The following is a 24,734-nucleotide window of genomic DNA, read 5'->3' as shown; positions in this document are numbered from 1 at the left end:
TAATCATCGGGTGTATTTTGACAGGATTAATCAAAGGGATTAGCTTTGCTGTAGGCACTGTTCATGATTTTCAGATGTTTAAAAACCAATCGTTTGAAATGGCTAAGGATATTACCATCTTAGCAGATTTAGGTTTTTTAGGAATTCAAAAGATTCATGGAAACAGTATTATTCCACACAAAAAATCGAAATATAAACCACTTACCGAGCAACAAAAGGATGAAAATAAAAAGCAGGCTTCCAAGAGGGTAATGATAGAACATATCAATAGAGATTGTAAAATATTCAGAATTTGCAGCAGTAAATATCGTGGAAAACACAAAAACTATGATAAAAATTGGAGACTAATTACTGCTATCGTCAACCTGAAAAGAACAACAAGAAATTTAAAAATGACAGAGTTTAATTAGGAAAGATATCTAATAATAAAAAGCTAACATTTGCTTATCTTGCTATCGCGTTGATTTGTGTGTTTCTGTGTATAGTTAATAATTTAAATAATTTTGAAAAATTTATTTTTAATGTATTTTTGTTTTTAAATATATTTAAAATTAGCTCTATCAAGTATAACAGTGTGATTTTATTAAACTATTGCAATTGAAAAGATATTATATAGTTAATATACTTTTGATAACTACCATATTCGCAAGAGGGTGATGAATAATTTTACTATAATTAAGGGGATAGTGCATAGGTGTAGAAATTACTATTCCATCGCTAAATTGATACTTATTTCAGAATTTAAATTAATGCATCTTACTTCTGTTGCTCTCAATATGTATTGTTAAAGAGCATGAAGTGAAGATTGGATTTTATTGAACTAATTTTTTATTTTTAAATGAACAATATATATTAATGAAAACATATAATAAAAAAAATATATTAATAAGACTCGGAGCCAAATGATGGCTGAAATAGGTAATCAATCAAATGACTATCTTTCCGATGTATGGATTTGCCATATTAAAACTACCTGGCTTGGAAAAAAAATAGAATGGATCATTTATTTTGAGAAAGATATGGTATATAAAATTGAAACTAAGTAGGAGACGTGTAAAAATAATAAATAATATACTTCTAAGTACATGACAAAAATTGCAACATATTGATATTCATTTTATTTAGAGTATTCATTAGCATATTGTTAAGTACCTGTAAAGAATTAATTAAGAATATTTCGAGTAGTTAATACTTAAATTTCGTCCCACATTTTTGAGGCAACAAAAGATTGCATATCTTAAGTTATCAAAAAGATGTATAATCATCAGGTTTTATCCATCTGGATTTTAGTTCTTTCCATAATCTCTCAATAATATTTAAATGTGGAGAATAAGGAGGTAAGAAAAATAAAAATAAGCCTCTTTGTTCCCAATAGGGAATTCTTTCTTTGACCTTCTTAGCAAGATGAATACGAGCATTATCTAAAACGACAACTGTTTGTTTTAAAATTTGAAAATGAAAATTCTTCAAAAAAATTGATGATTAAAATCTGCATTTATATGATCTATTGTCATTTTTGAAAAGAAGGTGTTCTCTCTAGATAAACTACCAAAACAATTAATCTGCTTACCATGATTAGCAGCGATAGCTAGGTTTTCATTTTTTTCTTGCCAACCATAAGGAACATATGCTAATTCACTTACTCCTGTTTCATCACCATAAAAAAGTTCAATATTTCCTAATTCGCTTTGATGTTCTAAAAGAGCGAGTTGTTCTTTCTTAATAGATAGCAGTTCTGCATTAGGCTTACCTTTTGGTCTAAGTCTTATTCGTTTGTATCGCCAGCCAAGGTTTTTAAAAAATTCTTTAATGTTTTGATGTTGAATGTTTTATTTAATTCTTTTTTAAAAATTCTTTAATGTTTTGATGTTGAATGTTTTATTTAATTCTTTTCTAATATAATTTTTGCATTCTCTAGTTTCTGACGTTCTGCTTTAACTATTCTTTGAATGAGTTCTGATTCAGTTTCACTATCAAAGATCGATTTCCGACCTTGTCCTTCTAGATTACGTAGACACTGAATTCCAAGACTTGCATGTTCATTTTTATAACGTTTTACCCATTTATTAACTTGATTTTCACTTTTAATTCCTACGATTGCACAAATATTGCTAGTCTTACGATGAGATGCTTTTAATAAAATAATTTGACAGCGTTGGCGTAAAACATGATGAGTACTTTCTTTATAAAGACGTTCAAGTTCCATTCGTTGAACACTTGTAAGAAATACATTTAAGACTCTTCCCATAACTAGCACGAAAGATATGAAATAGTAGTAAATAATTTATTCCTAATACTTAATTTGATTTAATCCATATTTAAAAACACTAAAAGCTCTTCTTTGGTGTTTTTTGAATTTGATAGGTTTAATTTTTTCATGTACATAATCTCCAATTTTATAACACCAAACTAACGCCAGCATTACGATCATGAATAGTTTTTCTAACCTCTTTTGATCCGTTACATGAGTGGCTTCAATATTAAAGCCACTGGTTTTGAAGGCCTTAAAAAGTGTTTCAATTTGCCATCTTTTCCTATAATATTCCAAAGATTCCTCAGGTTTATTGAAGGAAACCAAAATCAAAAAATCCAATTTCCCAGTCCTATCATACTGCTTCATGCCTGAAACGTAACATTCTACACCATTAATTTTAACAATTTTAGGATGATTAAGAAATTCACCCACTCTCAATCGGTTAAACAACCAAAATACCGGTGTTTCTTCATTTTTATCAAATCGGAAAACCTTAAAATTATTCCGCAATCGAATATAATACCGTATTTTATTTTTATTTAAAAAATCAAGCCAGTGATGGCCTATAAATTCTTTGTCTGCAAGCAAATAATCAATGCAGTCTTTCCCAAACCAATCTATAAATTGGGTGAGTAATTCTATTCTTTCATTGGTGTCAGAATTACCTCGTTTATCCAACATTTTAAACATAATTGGAATGGCGATATTTTTATAACAAATCCCTAACATCAAAATATTAATATTCGAATTCCCAAACTTCCAATTCGTACGATCTAGTACCAAAATTAGATGCTTCTTTTCTGGTAAAATACTGAATATAAAGATAGAAATCATTCTCATAGGAAAATCAAAATCTGCCATAAACCGCTGTATTCTTCGAAAGGAACTTTCTGCTGATGCACAACTATCGAATGCACTAGCTAAGGACATATAATTGATTTTTTTAACCTTACATAAAGCTATAATCATCATCGAAATAAATTTCAATCGGGCTTTGTTGATTTTTGTTTCAAAGCTGTGCTCTAAAACTAAACTTAGTTGGCTTGCGCACAACATTTTTTTTGTAATTTCACACCCTTGACTGGTCTTTGTGTGCTTAGTTGAATGCCTCGGAAACATCATCTAATTTACTAAATACCAGTCATTTATCCAAATTGAAAATAACTTATTTTACTGATTTACAATAACTTGTGATTTTTGTCATGTACTAAAAATATACTTATCTAAGTTTTTTATAAAACTTATAATTTCATTCCAATATATGCATATGAAAATTAGATTTGTTAAAATCCTCAAACGTTTTATAATTCAATATATTATGCTCTCTTTTTTATTGTGCTAAGTTTCATCATTTTAAAAGATTATGAAATCTTTTAAAATGAATTTTTTACTATAAATTAACTCGGTTTTTAATAACTTGAAAAAACTCTACCATTGTATTATTCTAGCAATTACCTTTTTTGCTCATACTTCTTCTTACGCCATAAGATTGAATAGTATTATCAAACTTTTTACGAGTATATTAACTTCTTCTCTATATCTGAATTAAAAGTCAATCCTTTTTGAACTATTCCATATTTTAAAGCCATTTTCAAGACGCTAGTTTTTTTTTCAGTACTCATTCCATTAAGCTCTCGTGAATGATTTTTAGGTCATATAAATCAATAATTGTTGTTAGGTATAAAAATTCTCTTTGGTTTGAATATAAGTGATATTATATACTAAGAATTTTGATGAATCATCAACTACAAAGCTTTTTTTTTTGCTCAATTCACTTCTTAAACTGAGTTTTCTCATCTATTTCTCAACGATTCCTAATATCTTGTACCATAAAGAATTGAGCTCAACTATAATTCTCGGGTTTTAATACTGTTCTTTTGATGTAAAATAAATACTTATCTTTAATTTTATTTCTTCTAAAAATCCTATTGAAAAAAGGGTTATTAGTCTCACAAATGGTTAAAACTATATACTTTATTTAACTTTACTTTCAGTTTCTAAAAATATTATTTTTGTTTAGTGAATTATCAACACAGCAATCTTAATAGTGTAGGACATTAGAATCTTGAATGAAGTTGTAGCAAAAGATTATGTAAATATAGAATATCGACCAAATCAATGTATATGTACCCTTATTAAGCTGTTTAAAGAAAGAAGTTTAAAAAACTCAAGTTGAATTTACTAAATTAAGAAAGCCTTATTGCAGAAATCATTTGAGCTATAGGAACTGAATGTTGGAGTACAGGTAATATCATAGATAAATTTTGAATACTTATTTTGAGCATCATGGAAATCATATTGATCATAATAAAAGTAATATTATCATTGAATAGCTACTGACTAATCGTGGACTTGAACAAATCCATATATATACTTTAAGTTTATAGTTATTTATTTCCATTTTAAGTATGTATTTGAATCAACTTCCATGATCTTGCCCATTTTTTCAATCGAAAATAACGATTCATGACTTTTTATGAAATGATATTTCATCGAATACTCTTGGAGAAACTGCCGATTTTTTTAAAAATATATGACGTTATAAATCAGTATATTAAAACTTTTTCTCAAAATCAGGGATCGTTTCTTGCCTTGGTGTTAATTTTAATTTCTTTTCCCTGGAAAACTTCCTTCTAAAGATTTTTCTCCATTTGTAAAGCAAAGTAATCCCTATTTCTCGTGACAATTCTGAGATGTTGATTCTTTCATTGCATAATTCAACAGGTTTGGTCTTAAAAGCGGATGATAAATTTTTTTTATGCTTTTATTGATTACAAAGCGTTTAAAAACATGTTGTCAATAGATAGAATTAATTCTTAAAGAATATTTTTCAAGGAGAAAGTAAGTTGGAAAATTATCTACTATTATTTCAATAAATGGAGTAAGGATGGTAGCTGTAAAAGGGTTTGGATTCATCTTCTTATCAAAAATAAAAGATTACTTGATGTCTAGTGTTCAACTGAATGGCAAGTCATATCAGATGGAATTGGAGAAGAATCTGTAGGCTATCAGTGCAAAAAACACTGCAGAATCAGAACGAGTAATATTATTTTTCTTTGTGATATCAGGGACAGATGATCTAAATTGGAAACCCATGAGTGGAGAACATCATGATCCTTATACTATTGAGAATATTTTGGAAGATATTTTAGCTCTTCTTGAGCAAAGCACAATAAATCATAAAAGATTATTTCTTAACGCTGATGCCAGCTTTGCCAGTAAAAGTGTAGAGATTTTTAGAAAAATAGGAAATAACAGGCAATATAAATAAAATCCTAGTAATGGTAATAATTAAACTGAGCAATATTTCGACGAAAAACTATATAAAAGAATATTTAAAATAGAGAAGCAAATGCTTTGATAGATAGTTTCAAAGCATTAGTGATGAAATTTGAAACATTAAATATCACTTGGATAAATCTGCATTATTTAGCTTTCTCTCTTCTGTTTGTTCCTTAGAAAAATAAAAGTTTAAACAGGCTTAAACTAAAATTTATGCTTAACTTTTAGTTTACACTAAGTTTATATTCTAGTCCTTAAGTTTTACTCTATTTTAGAATAGCCATTAACATTTTTGTTGCATACTTTACAAAACTTAAATATAATTCGGATACAGTCTCTCCCTTTATATTTGGATATTTTTCGCACATAAAATGAAAAATATGAGGAGAAGGTAATTCATTATTTATAAACTTTTTTCTTATCATAATCAAAAGATAAACCATCTTTACATTCTCTGACAGAAGCATATGAATTGGTATTAATTCAAAATTATAATCATCTATTTCTTTTAGCCATTGGCACTCTGTATTTGAACGTATTGATATGTTTTTTCTTGCTAAAATATTTATTAGCGCTATTTTAAATGTATATATATGGCTGCATTCGGGTTGATTTGAATTCGTGTTTTCATTAAAAATTCTTTGTTGAAAGATTGTCTTTTCAAATTTCTGAATTTTTTTACATAAAAGCTCTCTTCTTATAACTTCATAGGAATGTGAATCTTTAAAGAATTCATGGGTTAGTTCCTTTTTGCTCCAGATACGTTCTGTATCATCTGACAAAAGAATCTTTGTTATTTTACCTGTTAATTGGGAGTTAAATTTGCTCATTTTAATAAACGTTAATTCGGTTCAAATATTTGTTTTATTCATCTTTTATACACCTCTAATTATCATGATTCCAATTCTAAATTTAGGTTAAAATTGAAGATTGCTTAGTCGGTTTTTTGTAATAAAAAAACAAATGATCATATTAATTGTGAGTGTTGATAGCTCTTTCAGTTATTTTCTTACCTCTTCATCCATAAAATTATTAATTTATTTAGAAAAAGACCTAGTTCTCTTTCTTAACATATTTTAAAGTTAAAAATTGCCTTTTGACTGTAGAGAGTTTTTTATAATTTGAATTTGTTTATTGATTAGCATGACTATTTTTAGAACATTTAAAATATTCTCTTTTTTTATTAGTTTTTTCCTTATCTGTGAGGAACGAATGGATTCCTATATATTATATTCTTTTATCAGTTTTAAACGCGTCTGAGCTATTTCTATTATATTGTATCCCTACATAGGATATGATTTATGGAATGCATAAGACTAAAAAGAAAATTGATGAAGATATTACGCCACATTGTTATATTAAGCAATATTACAAATTATATGAATTGAATAAATAGTAGTTTATTATGTTATGATATAATGTAGAGAATTAGTTAGTTGGTATGTAGTTTTGTGTATACTTAGAAATTGGATATATAAATAAAATTTCCAGTCCAAGTTAAGTTATAATTATGTAAATTCTGTTTTGATTATTGAACTCCTCGATCGTTTTGTATTCAATATACCATATCTTCTTTTTTTATTGTACCAGATTTCGATGTATTCAAAGATTTCCAACTTCTTTTGCTCTTTTTAGATGAGTTTATTATCATAAAATAATTCAGTTTTTAATGACTTTAAAAAACTCTTTGTGACTGCATTATACCAGCAATTACCTTTTCTATGCATACTTCTCCTTACACAATAAGATCCAGGTGTAATTGCAAATTTTTTATTGGCATATTGAACAGCTTTATCTGAGAGAAAAATCAATTCTTTTTGAAATATTCTATTGTCCAAGCCGTTAATCTTGTTTTTTTTCAGTACTCATTCCATTAATTAAGCTCCAGCTGTGAATAGTTAGAAACGCAAGAAAAAAAGTAGAGTAATATCCGGAAATCTTCTAGTATTTTTCGTCTCTATTTCAATGGTATTTTATCTATTCAAAAGAAATTCTTGGTAAAAAACAAAACATACTTCAATACAGTCAAGTGAAAATAATATTTTTAACAAATTAAAATTTTATTTTTTTTTGTACATTTCAATGATCTGGTTATCAGTTTTTTATATCGAATTGTGTTGTATTGTGTTTTATTGCGTATTTTTAATAATGTAGTTTTTTCTTTAAAATAAATTTATGGTATAAAATTTTCTTACGTACTTGAAAATTAGAAATCGTTATTTAATATGTATCGTTTAGCATACCTTATTTGCTTACCAGATTTTAATTTCTGCTATAGGGTGAAATGTTATTAAAATGATTATATGAATACGTAAATGGACACTTTTTAAATCAACACAATGAAGTCAATATTTATCAGGTTATTTTTATTATGTATTATTTTTTGTACAGTTACCCTTTTTTTTTCGCAAAAAAAGAATAGTAAAATTGATAGCATTAATAGATTAATAGATCAGAATTATTACAATGGAAATGTTACACAGAAAGATTTCGGTGAATATGTTACCCATTTATACTATTTATCAAAAGAATCAAAAAATGTTGAAAGTCAGTTATCATCCATTGTTGAGGAGGCTAGAATAAGCTACTCGTATGGCGATTTTAATATGGCTTTGAAAAAAATTAGTGAGGGAGTTCAATTGGCCGAGACAAATAAAGACTATAATATCCTATGTCATTTACTATTAGTGTATCAAAGAGTGTTGCTTAGATTAGATCGTTTACATGAGTCGGAATCCATATTAAAAAAGTGCAATTATTATAATAAATTGATTCCTATAAAAAGTGATCGGGATATCAATGATATTTATATTCTTTTGGGAAGAGCTGATCATATGGTAAATACAGAGGGCCTGAGTAATCATATGAATCTTGTGTTATCTTTAAAAAAACAGGCTTATTCAAAAGCGCAGAGTTTACAAAATTCCGATAAATATAAGAAAACAACTATTATTCGTGTGCTTCAGTCGCTAGCCTGGTCACAGGCATTGGCTGAAAAATTACCTGAAGCTCGGAAAAATATCATTGTAATCGATAGACTTTTAGAAGTATATCCTAATGAAGAGCTTGTACTTAAAAATTACATGATCAAAGGGGCTGTAGAGAATATAGATCACCGTTATGAGCAGGCAATAGAAAATTTTTCATTGGCTATTGCCAAATCCAAACAAAATAGAAATACTTACAATCTCTATGAAATATATCCTATGATTTCTGCATCGTATGGACAGTTGGGAGATTTTAAAAAAGCTGTTGATTATTCATGGCATTTTAAGCATCTGTCCGACAGTATCCATTTGTCAAACAGAAGATCTGATAATAGCAATTTGATTAATACCATCACTTCTAAAATTCCTTCTGCTAACAATAAGATCTTTGATAAGGGTACTATAGTAGTGATTATTGTATTTTCTCTATTCGTAATATTCGGTTCATTTTTGTTTTTTTATAAACGTAAATTGCTGCTATTGTACCATAAATTTACAATACGTCGAGATAAAACGAAACCTAAAACCGATGTTGATGGCAGCAAACCTGTAATTGTAAGAAATCTTGTCGAGTTGGCGAAACAGGATATTAATACATTTTATGTTGAATTTCATCATGCATATCCCACATTTCATCAGGATCTTAAAGAACAATACCCTGAGCTTACCATTTATGATCTTAATTTTTGTTCATTAGTAAAAATGAATTTCGAAAGTAAGCAGATTGCATTATTTACCAATACAACAATAAGATCTGCAGAAAGCAGAAGATATAGGATATTAAAGAAAATGGATATTAAAAGCCAAAGTGAACTGTACATTATGATGTCACAACTTACATAAAATTGAATATTTAGCACATTGAATATGCAAATAAAATTTCTAGCTTAAGTTAAGCTACATTTTGATACATTTCGTTTTGATTGTTAAATTCGTCTATTGTTTTGTAATTTAGAGTATTGTGACTTCATTTTTTATTGTACCAGATTTCAATATATTCAAAGATTTCCAATTTTATTTTTTCTTTGGATATGAGTTTGTTGCCATAAATTAACTCTGTTTTCAATGACTTAAAAAAGCTTTCCGCTACAGCATTATCCCAACAATTACCTTGCTACTCATGCTTCTAATTACACCGTAAGATTCAATGTTTTTTGCAAATTTCCTGCTTGCATATTAAACTCCTCTGTAGGGTGAAAAATTAATCCTTCTTCAAAATTTCTGTTTTTGAAAGCCATTTTTGAAGCTGCAAGACTTTTTTTTTCAGTACTCATTCCATTATTTAAACTCCATCCAACTATTTTACAGTCATACAAATCAATAACTATGGTCAAGTATAAAAATCCTTCGTTGGTTTGAATATAGGTTATGTCAAAAACCTAAACTTTAGAAGACACAGCAACGGTAAAGTTCCTATCCAAAACATTTTCCACCACCAGATAATTGTGTTTTGAGTTGGTGGTAACTTTAAACTTCCTGCTCTGTTTACTTTTCAAACCCAGCTCCCTCATATATTTTGCAAACGTGATATCTTATATCTCAATGAATTATTCAAACCATCGTGAGTATTATTGTGATATTTTAAGTAATTATAGATGATAGAAAAATAAATTGAAGCAAATATCTTTACTAAAAAAGCGATATTTTTAAAATAATAAAGGAAAGGGATGTTAAAATTGAGTACATGAATACTTAAAGTCTATATTCAAAATAATGGAATTCCATTAAATTTTGATGGCATCTTCAGCTTAATATTGATTTAAAATGTTTTTAGGAATACAGCCTAACCTTATAAGTATTTTATAATTAACCCTAAACCTTTATTGTTTTAATTAGAAAATAATAGAGGGATTAATGATTTTATATATGGAAAAAATAGACTACAAAAACATTCATATTGGTAACTTATTGAAAATAAGAGTAGAGGATAGTCAGATTGATATCACACGTATTTGCAATTTCATGAAGTGTACGGAAAAAGAGATTACAGATATGTATTTGGAAGAAGATATTCCAGTCAATTTACTTTTAAAATGGAGTAAACTATTAGAATATGATTTTTTTCGATTGTATTCACAACATCTTATTTTGTACTCTCCACCGAGCGGTATTAAGTATTGCGATGTTACCAATAATAATTCTTTGCTTCCTCAATTTCGAAAAAATGTTTATACTATTGAAATTATAAACTTTATTTTGGAAATGTTGGATAAAAAAATTAAAACTAAAGCGGAAATTATTAATGAATATAAAATACCCAAAAGCACTTTACATAAATGGATATTTAAGTATAGATAACAATGGATATTTTTAATAATATAATAATCATCGAAATAATAAAGCATTTTTATGAAAAATAACGCACCCAATTATAAAAAGATTTACGCCGATATACTAGATTATAAATTTCCTGAGCAGAAAGAAAAATATACATTTATTTTAAATAAGAGCGAATTATCTGTACTAGATATTCTTAAATTAAATAAAATGATTTTCAAAGATGAGAATCAGGCCAGTCAGAAATTTAAATCATATACCAAGGAAGATATTTTGGAGATACTGGAATATCAAAAGAATAATAACCTAAACAACACGCAGGTTGCCAGTTATTTCAAAATGAGTAGAAATACTCTTGGTAAATGGAAAAAGTTGTATCAGTAAATTATTTAAATTGATCTCTATTTCCTGTAAACACTAAATCATATTGATGTAAGTATATAAGAACCATTTTTAATTTCTAAATTTCATTTTTTATTTATGGATGATTTATGTTTTAATCTCTTTTAGTTTTAATTCCTCGAAGCTCTGCTTCGATTTTGTGTAATTTTGTTTTGTGAGCGAATATATTCATAAAAAGCATAATGTATCAGTATTGTTGTATCATTTTGTATGTCCAGCCAAATATAGAAGAGTTGTTTTTAGTGAAGCAATTGATATTAGTTTGAAAGAAATTTGTTTGGAGATATCAAAACGTTATGATATAGCTTTCATTGAAATTGGGACCGACGAAGATCATGTTCATTTTTTGATTCAAAGTGTTCCTGTTGAAAGTCCGACTAAAATAATTCGGACAGTGAAAAGTATTACGGCAAAGGAGATTTTCAAAAGACACCCAGAAGTTAAGTAAAAATTATGGGGTGGTGAATTTTGGAGTAAAGGATTCTACGTTAATACAGTTGGTAAACACGGAGATGAGAATACGATTCAAAATTATGTGAAATCTCAAGGAAAAGAACAAGAATATAAAAAGATACATGGTCAACAATTATCAATGTTCTAATACCTCTGGGGCTCTGCCCCGAGGTAGTTTATTTATCATAATTGTAAAATAGTAAAATCATTGACAATCATAGATATGAGCCTGGTTAAGTAAAATTTAAACAGGCTCTACTTTTCTCTAATACAATATATTTTAATTTTTTTTATATTTTTATCCTCGTATAGTAGATTTCTATATAATTGACAATCACATTAACTATAATTTAATATTGATGAGGCTTAATGTAATGAGAAAATATATATTGTGCACATTGTGTTTTACATGTTCGATTTTATTTTCACAGCAGAATAAAAAAATAAATAGATTAACAGGAATATTGGATCAGAGATATTCTAAAGGAGAGATTTCACAAAAAGATCTACTTAAATATATGACGGATCTTTATGATTTGTCTAAATATGAAGGATTTGTTGAAGGCCAGCTTAAGTCGATAATCGAAACTGCTAAAATCAATTATGATTACGGATATTTCAATGCTTCCCTGAAGAAAATTAATGAGGGTGTTGCCATAGCAAAACTTGAAAAAAATTCCATGGCTTTATGCAGATTATTTTTAATTTATCAGAGGATTCTGATAAAATTAGACCAATTTCATGAGTCACAAGATGCATTAAAAAAATGTGAATATTACAACAGTCTTGTTTCTGAAAATGATGAAAGAGATATCAATCATATTTTTATACTGCTAGGAAAAGCAGAACTTTTAGTTGATGCAAACGGATTGAGTAAAGATATGGATACTGTTGTTTCACTGAAAAGAGAAGCGTATTCTCAGGCAATGCTATTAAGAGATAATGATAAATACAAAAAATTTATTGTTATCAATACATTAGAGTCTCTAGCATGGAGCCTTGCTTTGGCTGAAAAACTATCAGAAGCAAGGGAAGTGGTTATAAAAATTGACGATCTTCTTATGAAGTATCCGAATGAAGAATTTATCACGCAAAGTTTTGTAATAAAAGGGGCAATAGAAAATATAAGCAAAGATTATCAACAAGCTATCAAGTATTTTTCGATAGTTATTGAAAGGTCAGCTAAAAACAGGAATACATACAATTTTTTTGAAATAACCCCTATGATTTCTGCTTCATATGGTCAGATTGGTGATTTTGAAGAAGCTACAAAATACTCGTGGAAATATGCTCATTTACTGGACAGTATAAACTCCGCCAATAAGAAATCAAATAATATCACTTTAATCAAAAACATCAACCTTTCTGCAAAAGATAAGCAAAGGGTAATTAGTGATGTTAACAAAATGCTGTTGTATGGAATTCTTGTTCTTATAATTTCTATTGAATTATTGCTTTTTTACCAAAGAATAAAAAGAAATTCGTTAGTTTTACCCTTTATCACTAATAAAGAGGATAAATTTCAAAAAGAAGAAATTGATATCACTATAAAAGTAATGAGACTAATCAATTTTGCAAAAGATGATATTAATGTATATTATGTTGAATTTCAGAAAATATATCCTTATTTTTATCAAAATCTTAAAGACAGATACCCTAAACTCAATATCAATGATCTTAATTATTGTTCTTTTGTAAAAATGAACTTTAACAATGAACAAATAGCAGAATATACTCAGACAACATTAAAGTCCGTAGAAAGTAGAAGATATAGAATATTAAAAAAGATAGAAATTAAATCTACAAGTGATTTATATATACTTCTATCCAAGCTATGATTTGATTGTAAGTATTTTATACAATTTCAATCGGGTATCTAAAAATTTTAAACACCTGCTTCAATAATTTATCAATATAAGTACTAATCGAAGCAGTTTTATATCATAGGAATGTAGTACATATCATTTACTTATTAAGAGCCTGTTTAAAAATGTAAATAAAAAAAGAGTAAGGGGTATTAATTGGATTAAAAGCTTCAATTTAGAGCTACAAAATAAAAAAATTGATTTATCCAACAGACTTAACCCTTACTCAGTGGTAATTTATAAAAAAAACGCTTGATTCTGATGATATAAAGCGAAAACTCAGGGTAACTGCATCAAAATGTCAAAATATCTTTCATATACTTTGGATCTATACCAGCTTTATATTGTCTTTTTTTAAGATTTAGTTTGTCGTTCATGCCTGATATTAGCTGTAACGCAATTTTTCTCATTATGGATAGATTTTCAGAGGCATTTCCTTTGCGTGCTCTACACATATCTTCTTTGAAGGTAACATCTAAATGCTAATGTAGTTTGTTTTCGATACTCCAATGTACTCTCACCAATGTTCAATATCTTCAAATAATTCCTGTTGGTTACCTTTAACAGAAAGAATATAATGGCCTTTTTTATCTAGGATATGTTCAACGATTTTGGTCTTAGTACCTATGGCATCAATGCTCACAACAGTATCTTCAATATCCAAATAGTTCAATATTTTAGGTATAGCAGTAATTTCATTAGATTTATCTTCTACTTTTTGCTGACCAATACAAATATTGTTTTCACTTACCCAAGCATTGAGGTTGTACAATCCGCTATTTCCTTTGTTGGTAAAACTCCTTTGAGCTTTTTACCGTCTAATACAATCTGCTTTTCTGCAAGGCAGGACAAAATATCTTTTCCATAAGTGACTAAACATTCTTGTAGCGAAGATACATTCAGCTTCTTAAAAATCCGTTCAGAGGTATCACTCGAAGGAGCCACCATGGGGAAGTGTCAAGAATCCTCTAAGCTGACTCCCGCGTTCTTTACCAAACATATGCATATCCTGATAATCAGAGCCGCCAGTCAAATAAGTGAAAATAGCAATTAATAAAATATCGGATAATAAATGGAAACAACGCTCAATAATCCGAGGGTCTTCTACATTGGAGAAATAATCAATTATCGATAGCATATTCAAAGATAATGCTAATTAGGAAAGAAAATTTGATGCGGTTGCCCTAATTATATACAGTCAGAGCGTTCGTTGGGAAACAATCTTTCCCTGAATGGATTTGATGGTAATAAAAATGTAAAAGGAATTAAATGGCATGTTGTAGTAGATAAGAATGGATTTTTATAGCAGTCATGATAAGTGTAGCCAATTTTCACGATAGTGAAGCTGCCTTATTATTGATGAGAACACTCCATTATCTTTTAGTTTCGGTTAAAGTAATTTTAGCAGACGGGTGGCTATAGGGGAAATATTATTGAAGAAATAAAAGATAAGTTTGGCTACATCATTCAGGTTGTTTTTACGCTCTGACAATAAAGAAAAACTCTTTAAGCAAGTACACAAAAGATAGATTGTTGCAAGAACGTTTTCTTGGTTTGATAACGACAGAAGACTTTGCCGAAATTATGAATTGCTAATGGAAAATTCTGAAAACATGCTCAAATTATCCGCTATAAAATTATTATTGAATAAAATTTAAACAGGCTCTAAGTAAGCTTATTGATTTACTCTTATTTTACTTCGTCTGTTTTCAGACATGATGTTTTACTTAACTTAATAAGGTTTGGCTAGTAAAATATTCTTTAACACAAAAAAAGCAAAGAATCCAAATTATTCATTTTATATAAATAATTAAGCAATAATTTGAGAGTAATGAATTTATGTTATTTACTACATCAATAATTTTGTGGTCTATATTGGAGTCTATTATAATTTCAGTTTAATAAAAAGTGCCAAAAATATTTTTTTGATACCACATTTGTAAACACATGCTTTCTGTTTTTAAAAATCTGATATATAGGTATTTGTCTTTTTATGAGTATTTTTGAGTGAATCTGAGTGTTTATGGTTTTGTTTTTTATTTTTATGATTATTTGGGTCTCTGTTTGTGTTTTTTTTGTATCAAAATAAATAATATATACACAAATTAATCAAGTGTGTGTTTTGATAGAATAATTCTATTGATTTTAAATATATTTGTTTAAATAATTAACCAAAAACAACCATGATAATGAAATTAAAAACAATTATTCCAATTTGCTTTGTTTTTTTTAGTACCACTTATGCACAAAACAAAAATAGAGAAATAGATAGTATAAAAAACTTGATAGAAAAAAATTATGTACAAGGAGATCGCAACGCGTATGCTTCTCTGAGAAATGTTACCAACCTTTATTATATATCGCGAGAGGCTGGTTTTTACAGTGGTCAAATTTATTCCATATTTGAAGAATCAAGAATTAACTACCTTAATGGATATATTGATGCAGCATTACTCAAAATAAATGAAGGGATAGATCTTGCGACTTCCAGAAAGGATTATAATATGATGTGCAGATTTTTATTATTATATCAACTTGCCTTATTACGTATGAATAATCCTCAATCATCACAATTAATAATTAATAAAGCCGAAGAATACAATAAATTTGTCAACTCCAGAGAGGATCAGGAAATTAATACAATTTATATTCTTTTAGCAAAGGCAGACCTACTGCATACCAATGATGATTTAAATATAAGAAAACAGATTATAGCACAAAAAAAGCTTGCGTACTCAAATATTTTGAGAATTAATGAATCTAATAGATTGAAAAAGTTCACCTTGATCTATGTATTGCAATCGATTAGCCTATCTCTCGCTTCTTTTAGTGACATTGACGCATCAAGAAAATATCTACGTATAGCAGATCATCTACTGATATCATTTCATGATGAATCATTTATTACACAAAGTTTAATCATTAAAGGAATTATTGCTAATAATACAAATAATTATAAAGAAGCGATCGCATACTTACATGACGCAGCTCTAAAAGCAAATAAAATTAATAATACATATAGATTATCTGAAATTTATGCTTTGCTTAATACATCGTATGAGCATTTAAATGATTTTGAAAATGCGGAAACGTATTCTAAAAAATATAAATTCTATGAAGATAGCCTCGATATCTTAAAGACCAAAATAGCAGATATAAATTTAATCTCATCTATAAATAATAAGGTTTTAAATCATGAAAAGAAAAAAAATAATAACAATATTATAATTATTATATCATTTTTTCTTGCAGTAATTGTTATGTGCTATTTTTACTATAGATTTTATTTAAATAAAAAAAATGTAAAAGAGATAAATGAGAAGGAGATTTCAAAAACAAATGATTATTCCAATCAAAGCATTGAGCTAGAAAGTACTAGCAAGCTTGTAAATCTCGCTAAAGTGGATGTAAATACTTTTTATGTAGAATTTCAAAAAGTGTATCCTAAAGTTTATAAAGAGCTTAAGGAAAGTTATCCTGAGATGAATATATCTGATTTAAATTTTTGTTCACTTTTAAAAATGAATTTTAAAATCAAAGAAATTTCACAATATACAAATTCCAGCATCAGAGCTGCTGAGGCAAGAAGGTTCCGAATAACAAAGAAAATGAATCTAAAGAATCAAGATGAACTTTATATTGTGCTTTCTACAATTAATTAAACAAAAATATTATTCGTATTACTACACAATAGCTATTAAAAATCACTTGTTGTAGAATTAACAGAACGTATAAATACACAATTGTGCACATCAACTTACATTAGGATATACTAAATATTTAATAAGAGTTTTATTGTTAGATTTGCTATAGAATTACGTTTCTAAAAACACAATTAACATTCCTAATTTTTTAAAGATTTATGGCCTGGATTATTGAAATTCCGGCCATTTTGTTTTATGCTTGGTAAAATAAACTGTAGTATTTTTATTAATTAACAGTTTAGTACATGACAAAAATCACAAGTTATTGTAAATCAGTAAAATAAGTTATTTTTAATTTGGATAAATGACTGGTATTTAGTGAGTTAGGTTATGTTTCCGAGGTATTCAACTAAGCACACAAAGACCAGTCAAGGGTGTGAAATTACAAAAAAAATATTGTGCGCAAGCCAACTGAGTTTAGTTTTAGAGCACAGCTTTGAAACAAAAATCAACAAAGCCCGATTGAAATTTATTTCAATGATGATTATAGCTTTATGTAAGGTTAAAAAAATCAATTATATGTCCTTAGCCAGTGCATTCGATGGTTGTGCTTCAGCAGAAAGTTCCTTTCGAAGAATACAGCGGTTTATGGCAGATTTTGATTTTCCTATGAGAATGATTTCCATCTTTATATTCAGTATTTTACCAGAAAATAAGCATCTAATTTTGGTATTCTTATTTTACAGAGACAATGACAATTAAAATTATTGATTGAATTATATTCAAAATATTTAGTGTGTTTATAATTAAATGGTAGCAGTTTTCTCAACGGTGAAGTTATTTGGAACATGTAGAGACGTTCCGCAGTTAAGCAGCAGTGAGAAAATTTAAATGAACATAGACATAAGCATACTAGATAAGGATAGAAATATAGTATATAAAAGTACAAAAAGAAGCCGTCTCACAATTTATTAGACGGCTTTTATAGTTAATTTCGGATTCTAATTTTACAATTGTATACAACACTTTAAGAATCTTGGCATGTAAAATCTGTTTTTATTGGACCAACATCTAGATGTCCTTGCATGTTTAGAGGTACCGAAATATTTGTATGTAGTACTGGTTGATAATCAATGTTATTCCAACTTTGATACATACAATCCCAATTTTAAGCATTAGGAAAAAATGAAGTTTGTACACCGGCTGAGATACTTTTCATTTCGTTTCCGCTGATTTTTTTAAATTTTTCATAATAATCATTTTATGAGTTAATACTTTAGTAATATTATGGATTTATATAAAATATATTGATTGTTAATTATATGTGTTAATGGTTTTATGTATATTTATGATTATTTGTAAAATTGGTTTGCTTTTCGACTTGAAATAATTGCTCGAACAAATGTCTAAAACTTTGGACATTTTTTCAATCGAAAATAAGATTCATGATTTTTAATGAACCTATATTGCATCGAACGCTCTTGGAGAAAATACTGATTGCCTTTTTTCATGCTATGGTGTTATTTCAAATTTTCTTTACCAGGAAAAATTCCTTCTCCAAATGCTTCGTATTCTTTTCGCCATTTGTAAAGCAACGTAATTTTAATGCTAAATTCTCTAGCTAATTCTGATATATTACTTCTTTCATTGCTTAATTCAACCGCTTTGGTCTGAAAAGTTGGATCATAATTTTTTCTTTCTTGTTTCATATATTTGTTAAAATTAATATTTTTTAAGTTTTTGAATTAACCGTAGAAGTTTAGAAAACAGCAAATGGAAAAAAACTTTTCAGTGTTTCCTGTAGCTAAGACAAAATATTACCTATAAAATATAACATGAAGAAATCATCCGTACGAACGAAATCACTCTTAATATTATTCTTTATAACGTTTTTTGTAACCAATAGCTTTGCGCAAGATAGCGGACGCAAATTAATCAGTTTAAATGACCAGTGGGAATTTAAAAAGGAAAACGGGGTCACAGAAAAAGTAAACCTTCCGCACACTTGGAATGATAAAGATGTAATGGATGATGAGCCTGGTTATTACCGTGGTTTAGGTATTTATAAGCGTAAGTTGAAGTTGGATGATTCTGCAAAAGGAAAAGATATTTATTTGGTTTTTAATGGTGTTGCACAGGAAGCTGAAGTTTTAATTAATGGTAAAACTGCTGGTAAACACATTGGCAGTTATACTCGTTTTACAGTAGCCATTACGCCATTTTTAAATTATAAGGATGATGTAGTTGAAGTTAGGGTTACTAACAGATTTAATGAAGATATTCCACCTTTAACAGCCGATTTTACCTTTTTTGGTGGTATATACCGCAATGTAAATCTTTTAATTACCAATCCTGTTCATTTTTCGCAAAAAGAAAATGGCAGTTCTGGTGTTTTTATTACAACGCCGAAAGTGTCTGCTGCTACGGCAAAAGTGCAGGTTAAAAGTATAATCGAAAATTCATCATCAGCTAAAAAAGTTCAGATACAAACTACAATATTTAATGCGCAGGGAAAGGAAATATCGTCCCAAATTTCCACCCTGAATATGCTTTCCGGAGGAAATGATACCGTGGTGCAGGATTTAAATAACATTAAAGAACCTGAACTGTGGTCGCCAGAAAGCCCTTATTTATACCGCATAGTGACTAAAATTATCGATATGAAAACCAAAACTGTATTAGATCAGGTTTCTAATCCACTTGGTTTTCGCTGGTTTAAATTTGATGCAAATCAGGGTTTTTTCTTAAACGATAAACCCTTAAAATTAATAGGAGCAAGTCGTCATCAGGATTATGAATATTTAGGTAATGCTACGCCAGATGCTTTGCAAATAAGAGATGTAGAGGTATTGAAAAAAATGGGCGGTAACTTTTTAAGAGTTGCACATTATCCGCAAGATCCATTGGTACTTGAAGCTTGTGACCGTTTAGGTATTTTAGCTTCAGTAGAAATTCCTGTGGTAAACACCATTACAGAATCAGAAACGTTTACCAAAAACTGCCTTGATATGCAGGTGGAAATGATTAGGCAGAACTTTAACCATCCAAGCATTATTATTTGGGCATACATGAACGAGATTTTGCTTCGCACAAAGTTTGAGAACGATAAACCTCGTCAGCAAATTTATTTTGATCATGTTCGGGAATTGGCTCAAAAATTAGAAGATTTAACAAGAAAAGAAGATCCATCACGTTATACTTTGCTTGTTAATCATGGTGCATTGGATATTTATAATAAAGTTGGCCTAACAAAAATTCCAATGATTGTTGGCTGGAATTTATATAATGGCTGGTATTCAGGCAGTCCGGCAGATTTTGCTAAATTCCTTGATCAACATCATAAAGAGCTGGCTGATAAGCCGATGTTGGTTACGGAGTATGGTGCTGATGCCGATCCACGCATCCGTTCATTTTCGCCGGTGCGTTTTGATAAAAGTGTAGAGTATGGCATTTACTTCAATCAAATTTACTTAAACGAAATGCTTAAACGCCCATTTGTAAGTGGCGGGATGGCTTGGAATTTGGCTGATTTTAATTCGGAAACCCGCGAAGAAACCATGCCGCATATCAACAATAAAGGGCTTTTAACCATTGGACGTAAACCAAAAGATACCTATTTTCTATATCAGGCGTATCTGGCAGATCAGCCTTATTTGAAAATTACTTCCGCACAATGGCAAGATCGAACGGGAGTGGCAGATTCTGCTTCCTTGTTTTGTACCCAACCTTTACAGGTGGCCACTAATTTAAAATCGGCCGAACTATTCTTAAACGGCAAAAGTTTATGCATAAAAGAAGCTGTAGATCATATTTGTAGCTGGCAGGTTCCATTTGTTGATGGTTTAAATCAATTGCGTGTGGTGGCTGGCAATAAAAGCGATGAGACTGATATTAACTTTCAATTGCAACCTTATCGCTTTACGAATCAGCCAGTTTCCTTTAAAAATATGAGTGTTTTGTTGGGTTCTAAACGCTTTTATATCGATGAGAACCAGCACCAATTGTGGATGCCCGATCAGTCATACAGAAAAGGTTCCTGGGGTTGGATTGGTGGCGAACCATATAAGGCCACAAATAATCGAATTACATATGGCAGCGACAAAAATATTTTAGATACCAACGATGATCCAATTTATCAAACTCAGCAAGTAGGTATTCAGCAATTTAAAATGGATGTACCTGATGGCGAGTATGAATTGTCGTTATACTTTGCCGAGCTGGTTGGTGGAATTTCTAAAGAGGCTTTAGTTTACAACTTAGATAATACCCATAAAAAAGAAGTAGAAGAGAATCGGATTTTCTCGGTAGCCATAAATGGAGGAACTTTTTTAAACAATATTAACCTGGCTAAAGATTTTGGTTATACCACTGCAATCATTAAAAAGACCAGAGTAACTGTTCAAAATGGAAAGGGAATCACCATAGATTTTACACCTGTTGAGGGCAAGGCTGTTTTAAATGCACTACAATTAAGAAAAGTTTACTAAACGGACAATGACACAACTGTATGTATTTTATCAAATGATGTATTAAGTGCATTAACCATGTTTTTGATGATCTTTGTTAATGATGTAGTGGGTGTATCCAACATTCCCGAATGGATTACACATGGTGCGGCAGATGTAGATGGAATAGATTTTTCTGATGTTATTTTTCATGCTTTTTTATTAAGTGTGGGTTTGTCGCTTCCCTTCGCCATCCAAAGCCGTATTACAAAGGGCGGTACATTTGCATCTGTTTCCATTTATATCGCTCTAAGGGTGTGAAAATATTTCTGTACGAACAACAGAAACAAAAAATACAAAATTAAAAAGAAATTGGGGCTGGATGCAAATACAGATTTTAATAAATTACTTTTAGATGTATAAAAAAATGACTATTTAGGATCAAAATTAGAAAACCAAAGATATAAGATCTTTGGTTTTCTAATTTATTTTTAATATTAAATTCTTTTATTATAATTTTAAAATGGTTACCATTTAGAAACTCTATCAAGACAAATTTCGGTTATAGAAATTCTATCCGCAGTATATCTCATCTCATCGAACCATACTCCTTCATATTCAAAATTACGAGTAAAAATATTAGTATCGCATTTAAAAGCACCAACATGAGTCTGTGAAGGATATACCTGTACTCCGTTTCTCCAGAAAGTAGGAGTGGTATTCGTTGTACTTCCATTAGCGTCAATGGTCATCCCTAGAAAACCCACCGGTTTATTGAATTTCCATGTCGTAGTTGTACCTATTGACATATGATTAAATTTACTGGCAACATTTGTTTGACACCATGATATGTCTGGAATAGAAGTTCTCTGGCTTACATTTCCTGCAACTGAATTTGTGACCTGAGTTATAAAACCTGTGGAACTATTACTATTATAGATAATATTAAAACATCCCGTTTTTGCAGGGGGGGTTGCTGGCAATTGAACAGCTTTGGAAACATTACAAGTAGTCGCACCACTAAATGATACCGGGATACTCATTGTTGTGACTGACGTAGGAGTACCTGTTACCGTGTAAACTAAGTTTCCACTCCCTATATTAAGTGTACCAGCCTGAAGTCTAAAAGTTAATCCATTTATTACCTGAGCTGTACCTTGAGGATAGCTTCCGCCATTTCCTCCTGTGTAAGGTACTGTCATTGTCCCTGTGTAGGCATTTCCTGCTGTGATGGTTGCTGGTGAAAAAGTAGCAGATGCACAAGTTAAGCTTCCTACAGACGCAGTTAAATTTTGTACGGTTCGTGTTAAAGTACATGTTTGCCCTCCAATATTAATGGCAAAACTAGCTGTACCAGAACCCGAAGGAGTTCCTGAAATTGTGTAAGTCAATGTTCCGTTTCCGGTGGCAAAGCTTCCTGCAGATAAAGTGGCTGTTAAACCTGTTACTCCTGTCGAAGCTACTGTTTGTCCACTATGGGCACTTCCATTTCCTCCAGTGTAAGAAATTACAGATGAAACACCTGTTGCAGCTTGCCCATTGGTTAGGGTGCCAGTATGAGTAGCTCCTGCACAATCTAAAGTTTGTATCATACCTTCACAAGAAGTATCACTTAAACAGTTACTCCATGCATTGGTTCCTTTATATAACCTTACGCAATCATTGGTACTGTCATAAATAATAGTTCCGGGTATTACATTACTTCCTAAAGGATTAATAATATTATTAACATTAGAATTGGTGGGAAGTACCAATCCCATTGTATTTGTATCATTATCTTTGTTAATATCTAAAGCTCCTCTTGGGTTGGCTCTGCCAATACCGATCTGCGCAAAAGATAATAGCGCGATAAATAATTTGGCTAAAATTAGAATTTTTTTCATCTTATTTTCTTTTTATGTTTATTAGTTATTCGATGTTTTTATGTTTTTAGCGTTTATGGCTGTTTTAGAAAATTGTATACAATTACTCCATTGGTCTGTTTTTTTATAAAATCTTATACAGTCTTTAGCGCTATCATAGATAATTGTGCCGGGGATTACTTTTCCTCCCATTGGATTAATTATATTATTAGTATCCGAATTTGTAGGAAGAATAAGCCCCATATTGTGAGTAGTGTTTTTATTTATATCCAAAGCTCCTCTGGGATTTGGAGTATTCATTCCAACTTGCCCGAATAGTATCGAACCAATACACAGAATCACTGTGATAAAAATTTTTTTCATTGCTTAGGTTTTTTGATTTGTTAAATTTTTTTGTTTTGTGTGTTTAGAATCGTATCTCAAAAGCGACGTCTCTTTTTCGATAAAGCTATGTATACTTTGTGTTCATTTATGAGCCTGCAATTAGATAAACAGCGACTTAAGGAGTATAGAGTTGTCGCTGTTATCTAATTTTTAAGGATTAAATTATTTTTTTTCCAATAATTGTGTTTTTTATTTATTATTTTTAACAGTACAAAATTGCGGAGATTATCTTGTATGAATAGATTAATAAGGTCGTTTTATTATGAAATAAAGACAAATTTTATATATCTATAAGCGAAGATTTATAGCTGAAATGGGGTGTTATCATCAATAATAAAGCGGTTCTACTATTATGAAAGTAGGTATACTTTCCATTACAGCTAAAAAAACATTCTTATCTACTATAACATGTCTTTTTATTTCTTTGTTTAAAAACACCCCTTTGGTAAGACAAGATTGTTTCATTTAACATTTCCCTTAATGTTTAAATAAAAAGAGGTAGGTTGGGATATTCCTACCTCAAAAAACACTAAACACGGGATAAAATTCAAAATAAATTTTGATAAAACGCTTTTCTATCATCCCACACTATAAAATAACTTTCTATATTATTTTAGTTAATACAATAGGTTTTATGATCTCATTGAATACTTTAAATTGCTGACTTAATTTATATTTTAATATATCAAAAAGAGGAGCTTACTATTTGTTGTCTTGTTATATTACATAAGCTTTCCTTTCTTTGTATGTTTGCAAAACTAAACACAAAAGGAATTGGAAAAAAATGCATTTTTTTGATTGAGAGATATTGCGTATAATTGCGTCTTACTCATTTGATATATGATTAATGCGAGGTAGAATGTCAGTGACATTTTTTTT

General features: G+C 29.5%; 19 protein-coding genes and 2 pseudogenes. 10 read left to right on the top strand and 11 right to left on the bottom strand.

All coding sequences use genetic code 11. From position 1 onward, the window contains the following. Positions 1 to 17: 17 nt before the first annotated feature. Positions 18 to 410: a transposase family protein gene (locus AMQ68_RS04890; RefSeq protein ID WP_160317971.1), complete on the top strand. Its 393-nt coding sequence runs from the start codon at positions 18 to 20 to the stop codon at positions 408 to 410. An 835-nt stretch (positions 411 to 1,245) separates the two neighbouring features. On the opposite strand, the gene AMQ68_RS25900 is transcribed toward AMQ68_RS04890, so the two are convergent. The 3 genes from AMQ68_RS25900 to AMQ68_RS04875 form a co-directional block, all read right to left on the bottom strand. Continuing rightward, complete coding sequence (locus tag AMQ68_RS25900) at positions 1,246 to 1,470, bottom strand: transposase (RefSeq protein WP_054509471.1); 225 nt, start codon at positions 1,468 to 1,470, stop codon at positions 1,246 to 1,248. A gap of 412 nt (positions 1,471 to 1,882) precedes the next feature. After that, entirely contained in the window at positions 1,883 to 2,206 is a 324-nt protein-coding gene (locus AMQ68_RS04880; protein ID WP_123905613.1) for a helix-turn-helix domain-containing protein, read from the bottom strand. An 84-nt stretch (positions 2,207 to 2,290) separates the two neighbouring features. After that, complete coding sequence (locus AMQ68_RS04875) at positions 2,291 to 3,184, bottom strand: IS4 family transposase (protein ID WP_241775079.1); 894 nt, start codon at positions 3,182 to 3,184, stop codon at positions 2,291 to 2,293. A 2,164-nt stretch (positions 3,185 to 5,348) separates the two neighbouring features. Between AMQ68_RS04875 and AMQ68_RS25265 the strand changes: the two genes are divergently transcribed. Beyond that, the gene (locus AMQ68_RS25265; protein ID WP_160317969.1) at positions 5,349 to 5,525 is read left to right on the top strand and encodes a hypothetical protein; all 177 of its coding nucleotides are present in this window, start codon (positions 5,349 to 5,351) and stop codon (positions 5,523 to 5,525) included. Positions 5,526 to 5,802: 277 nt separating this feature from the next. Here the strand turns inward: AMQ68_RS25265 and AMQ68_RS04870 are convergent, their stop codons facing one another. Continuing rightward, positions 5,803 to 6,366 carry a hypothetical protein gene (locus tag AMQ68_RS04870; protein ID WP_054509468.1) on the bottom strand — a complete coding sequence of 188 codons (564 nt, stop codon included), beginning with the start codon at positions 6,364 to 6,366 and terminating at the stop codon, positions 5,803 to 5,805. 1,509 nt (positions 6,367 to 7,875) lie between these two features. Between AMQ68_RS04870 and AMQ68_RS04865 the strand changes: the two genes are divergently transcribed. After that, positions 7,876 to 9,366, top strand: a complete 1,491-nt coding sequence (locus AMQ68_RS04865) for a tetratricopeptide repeat protein (RefSeq protein ID WP_054509467.1) — start codon at positions 7,876 to 7,878, stop codon at positions 9,364 to 9,366. Between the two features lie 124 nt (positions 9,367 to 9,490). Here AMQ68_RS04865 and AMQ68_RS25895 read toward each other — a convergent pair. Next, positions 9,491 to 9,595 (bottom strand): annotated as a pseudogene (locus tag AMQ68_RS25895) (IS3 family transposase); the annotation flags it as partial. Positions 9,596 to 9,653: 58 nt separating this feature from the next. Further along, on the bottom strand, positions 9,654 to 9,839 hold the full coding sequence (locus AMQ68_RS25260; RefSeq protein ID WP_369678619.1) for a hypothetical protein: 186 nt from the start codon (positions 9,837 to 9,839) through the stop codon (positions 9,654 to 9,656). A gap of 550 nt (positions 9,840 to 10,389) precedes the next feature. On the opposite strand from AMQ68_RS25260, the gene AMQ68_RS04855 reads away from it, so the two are divergent. From AMQ68_RS04855 to AMQ68_RS04840, 4 genes and pseudogenes are all read left to right on the top strand, one after another. After that, entirely contained in the window at positions 10,390 to 10,821 is a 432-nt protein-coding gene (locus tag AMQ68_RS04855; RefSeq protein ID WP_369678604.1) for a transposase, read from the top strand. 51 nt (positions 10,822 to 10,872) lie between these two features. Further along, positions 10,873 to 11,184 (top strand): transposase, encoded by a 312-nt coding sequence (locus AMQ68_RS04850; protein ID WP_054509465.1) that lies wholly within the window; start codon positions 10,873 to 10,875, stop codon positions 11,182 to 11,184. Positions 11,185 to 11,356: 172 nt separating this feature from the next. Further along, positions 11,357 to 11,803 (top strand): annotated as a pseudogene (tnpA, locus tag AMQ68_RS04845) (IS200/IS605 family transposase). Between the two features lie 316 nt (positions 11,804 to 12,119). Further along, positions 12,120 to 13,493, top strand: a complete 1,374-nt coding sequence (locus tag AMQ68_RS04840; protein ID WP_160317967.1) for a hypothetical protein — start codon at positions 12,120 to 12,122, stop codon at positions 13,491 to 13,493. Positions 13,494 to 14,037: 544 nt separating this feature from the next. On the opposite strand, the gene AMQ68_RS25510 is transcribed toward AMQ68_RS04840, so the two are convergent. Then, positions 14,038 to 14,292 carry an ISAs1 family transposase gene (locus tag AMQ68_RS25510; RefSeq protein ID WP_241775055.1) on the bottom strand — a complete coding sequence of 85 codons (255 nt, stop codon included), beginning with the start codon at positions 14,290 to 14,292 and terminating at the stop codon, positions 14,038 to 14,040. 156 nt (positions 14,293 to 14,448) lie between these two features. Continuing rightward, entirely contained in the window at positions 14,449 to 14,658 is a 210-nt protein-coding gene (locus AMQ68_RS25505; protein ID WP_241775054.1) for a transposase family protein, read from the bottom strand. 1,051 nt (positions 14,659 to 15,709) lie between these two features. Here AMQ68_RS25505 and AMQ68_RS04830 point away from each other — a divergent pair. Together AMQ68_RS04830 and AMQ68_RS25050 are read left to right on the top strand one after the other, a co-directional pair. Beyond that, complete coding sequence (locus tag AMQ68_RS04830; protein ID WP_054509463.1) at positions 15,710 to 17,182, top strand: hypothetical protein; 1,473 nt, start codon at positions 15,710 to 15,712, stop codon at positions 17,180 to 17,182. Between the two features lie 561 nt (positions 17,183 to 17,743). Continuing rightward, on the top strand, positions 17,744 to 17,926 hold the full coding sequence (locus tag AMQ68_RS25050) for a hypothetical protein (RefSeq protein ID WP_123905610.1): 183 nt from the start codon (positions 17,744 to 17,746) through the stop codon (positions 17,924 to 17,926). Between the two features lie 758 nt (positions 17,927 to 18,684). On the opposite strand, the gene AMQ68_RS04820 is transcribed toward AMQ68_RS25050, so the two are convergent. Further along, positions 18,685 to 18,873, bottom strand: a complete 189-nt coding sequence (locus AMQ68_RS04820; protein ID WP_054509461.1) for a transposase — start codon at positions 18,871 to 18,873, stop codon at positions 18,685 to 18,687. Between the two features lie 126 nt (positions 18,874 to 18,999). On the opposite strand from AMQ68_RS04820, the gene AMQ68_RS04815 reads away from it, so the two are divergent. Then, the gene (locus AMQ68_RS04815) at positions 19,000 to 21,651 is read left to right on the top strand and encodes a glycoside hydrolase family 2 TIM barrel-domain containing protein (protein ID WP_054509460.1); all 2,652 of its coding nucleotides are present in this window, start codon (positions 19,000 to 19,002) and stop codon (positions 21,649 to 21,651) included. A gap of 485 nt (positions 21,652 to 22,136) precedes the next feature. Here the strand turns inward: AMQ68_RS04815 and AMQ68_RS04805 are convergent, their stop codons facing one another. Beyond that, the gene (locus AMQ68_RS04805; RefSeq protein WP_054509458.1) at positions 22,137 to 23,492 is read right to left on the bottom strand and encodes a hypothetical protein; all 1,356 of its coding nucleotides are present in this window, start codon (positions 23,490 to 23,492) and stop codon (positions 22,137 to 22,139) included. A gap of 21 nt (positions 23,493 to 23,513) precedes the next feature. Further along, positions 23,514 to 23,834 carry a hypothetical protein gene (locus tag AMQ68_RS04800; RefSeq protein WP_054509457.1) on the bottom strand — a complete coding sequence of 107 codons (321 nt, stop codon included), beginning with the start codon at positions 23,832 to 23,834 and terminating at the stop codon, positions 23,514 to 23,516. Positions 23,835 to 24,734: the final 900 nt, after the last annotated feature.

Origin of the sequence: Chryseobacterium sp. ERMR1:04 (assembly GCF_001297705.1) — a bacterium.
GTDB lineage: Bacteria > Bacteroidota > Bacteroidia > Flavobacteriales > Weeksellaceae > Chryseobacterium.
This window is presented reverse-complemented; position numbering and strand designations above follow the sequence as displayed.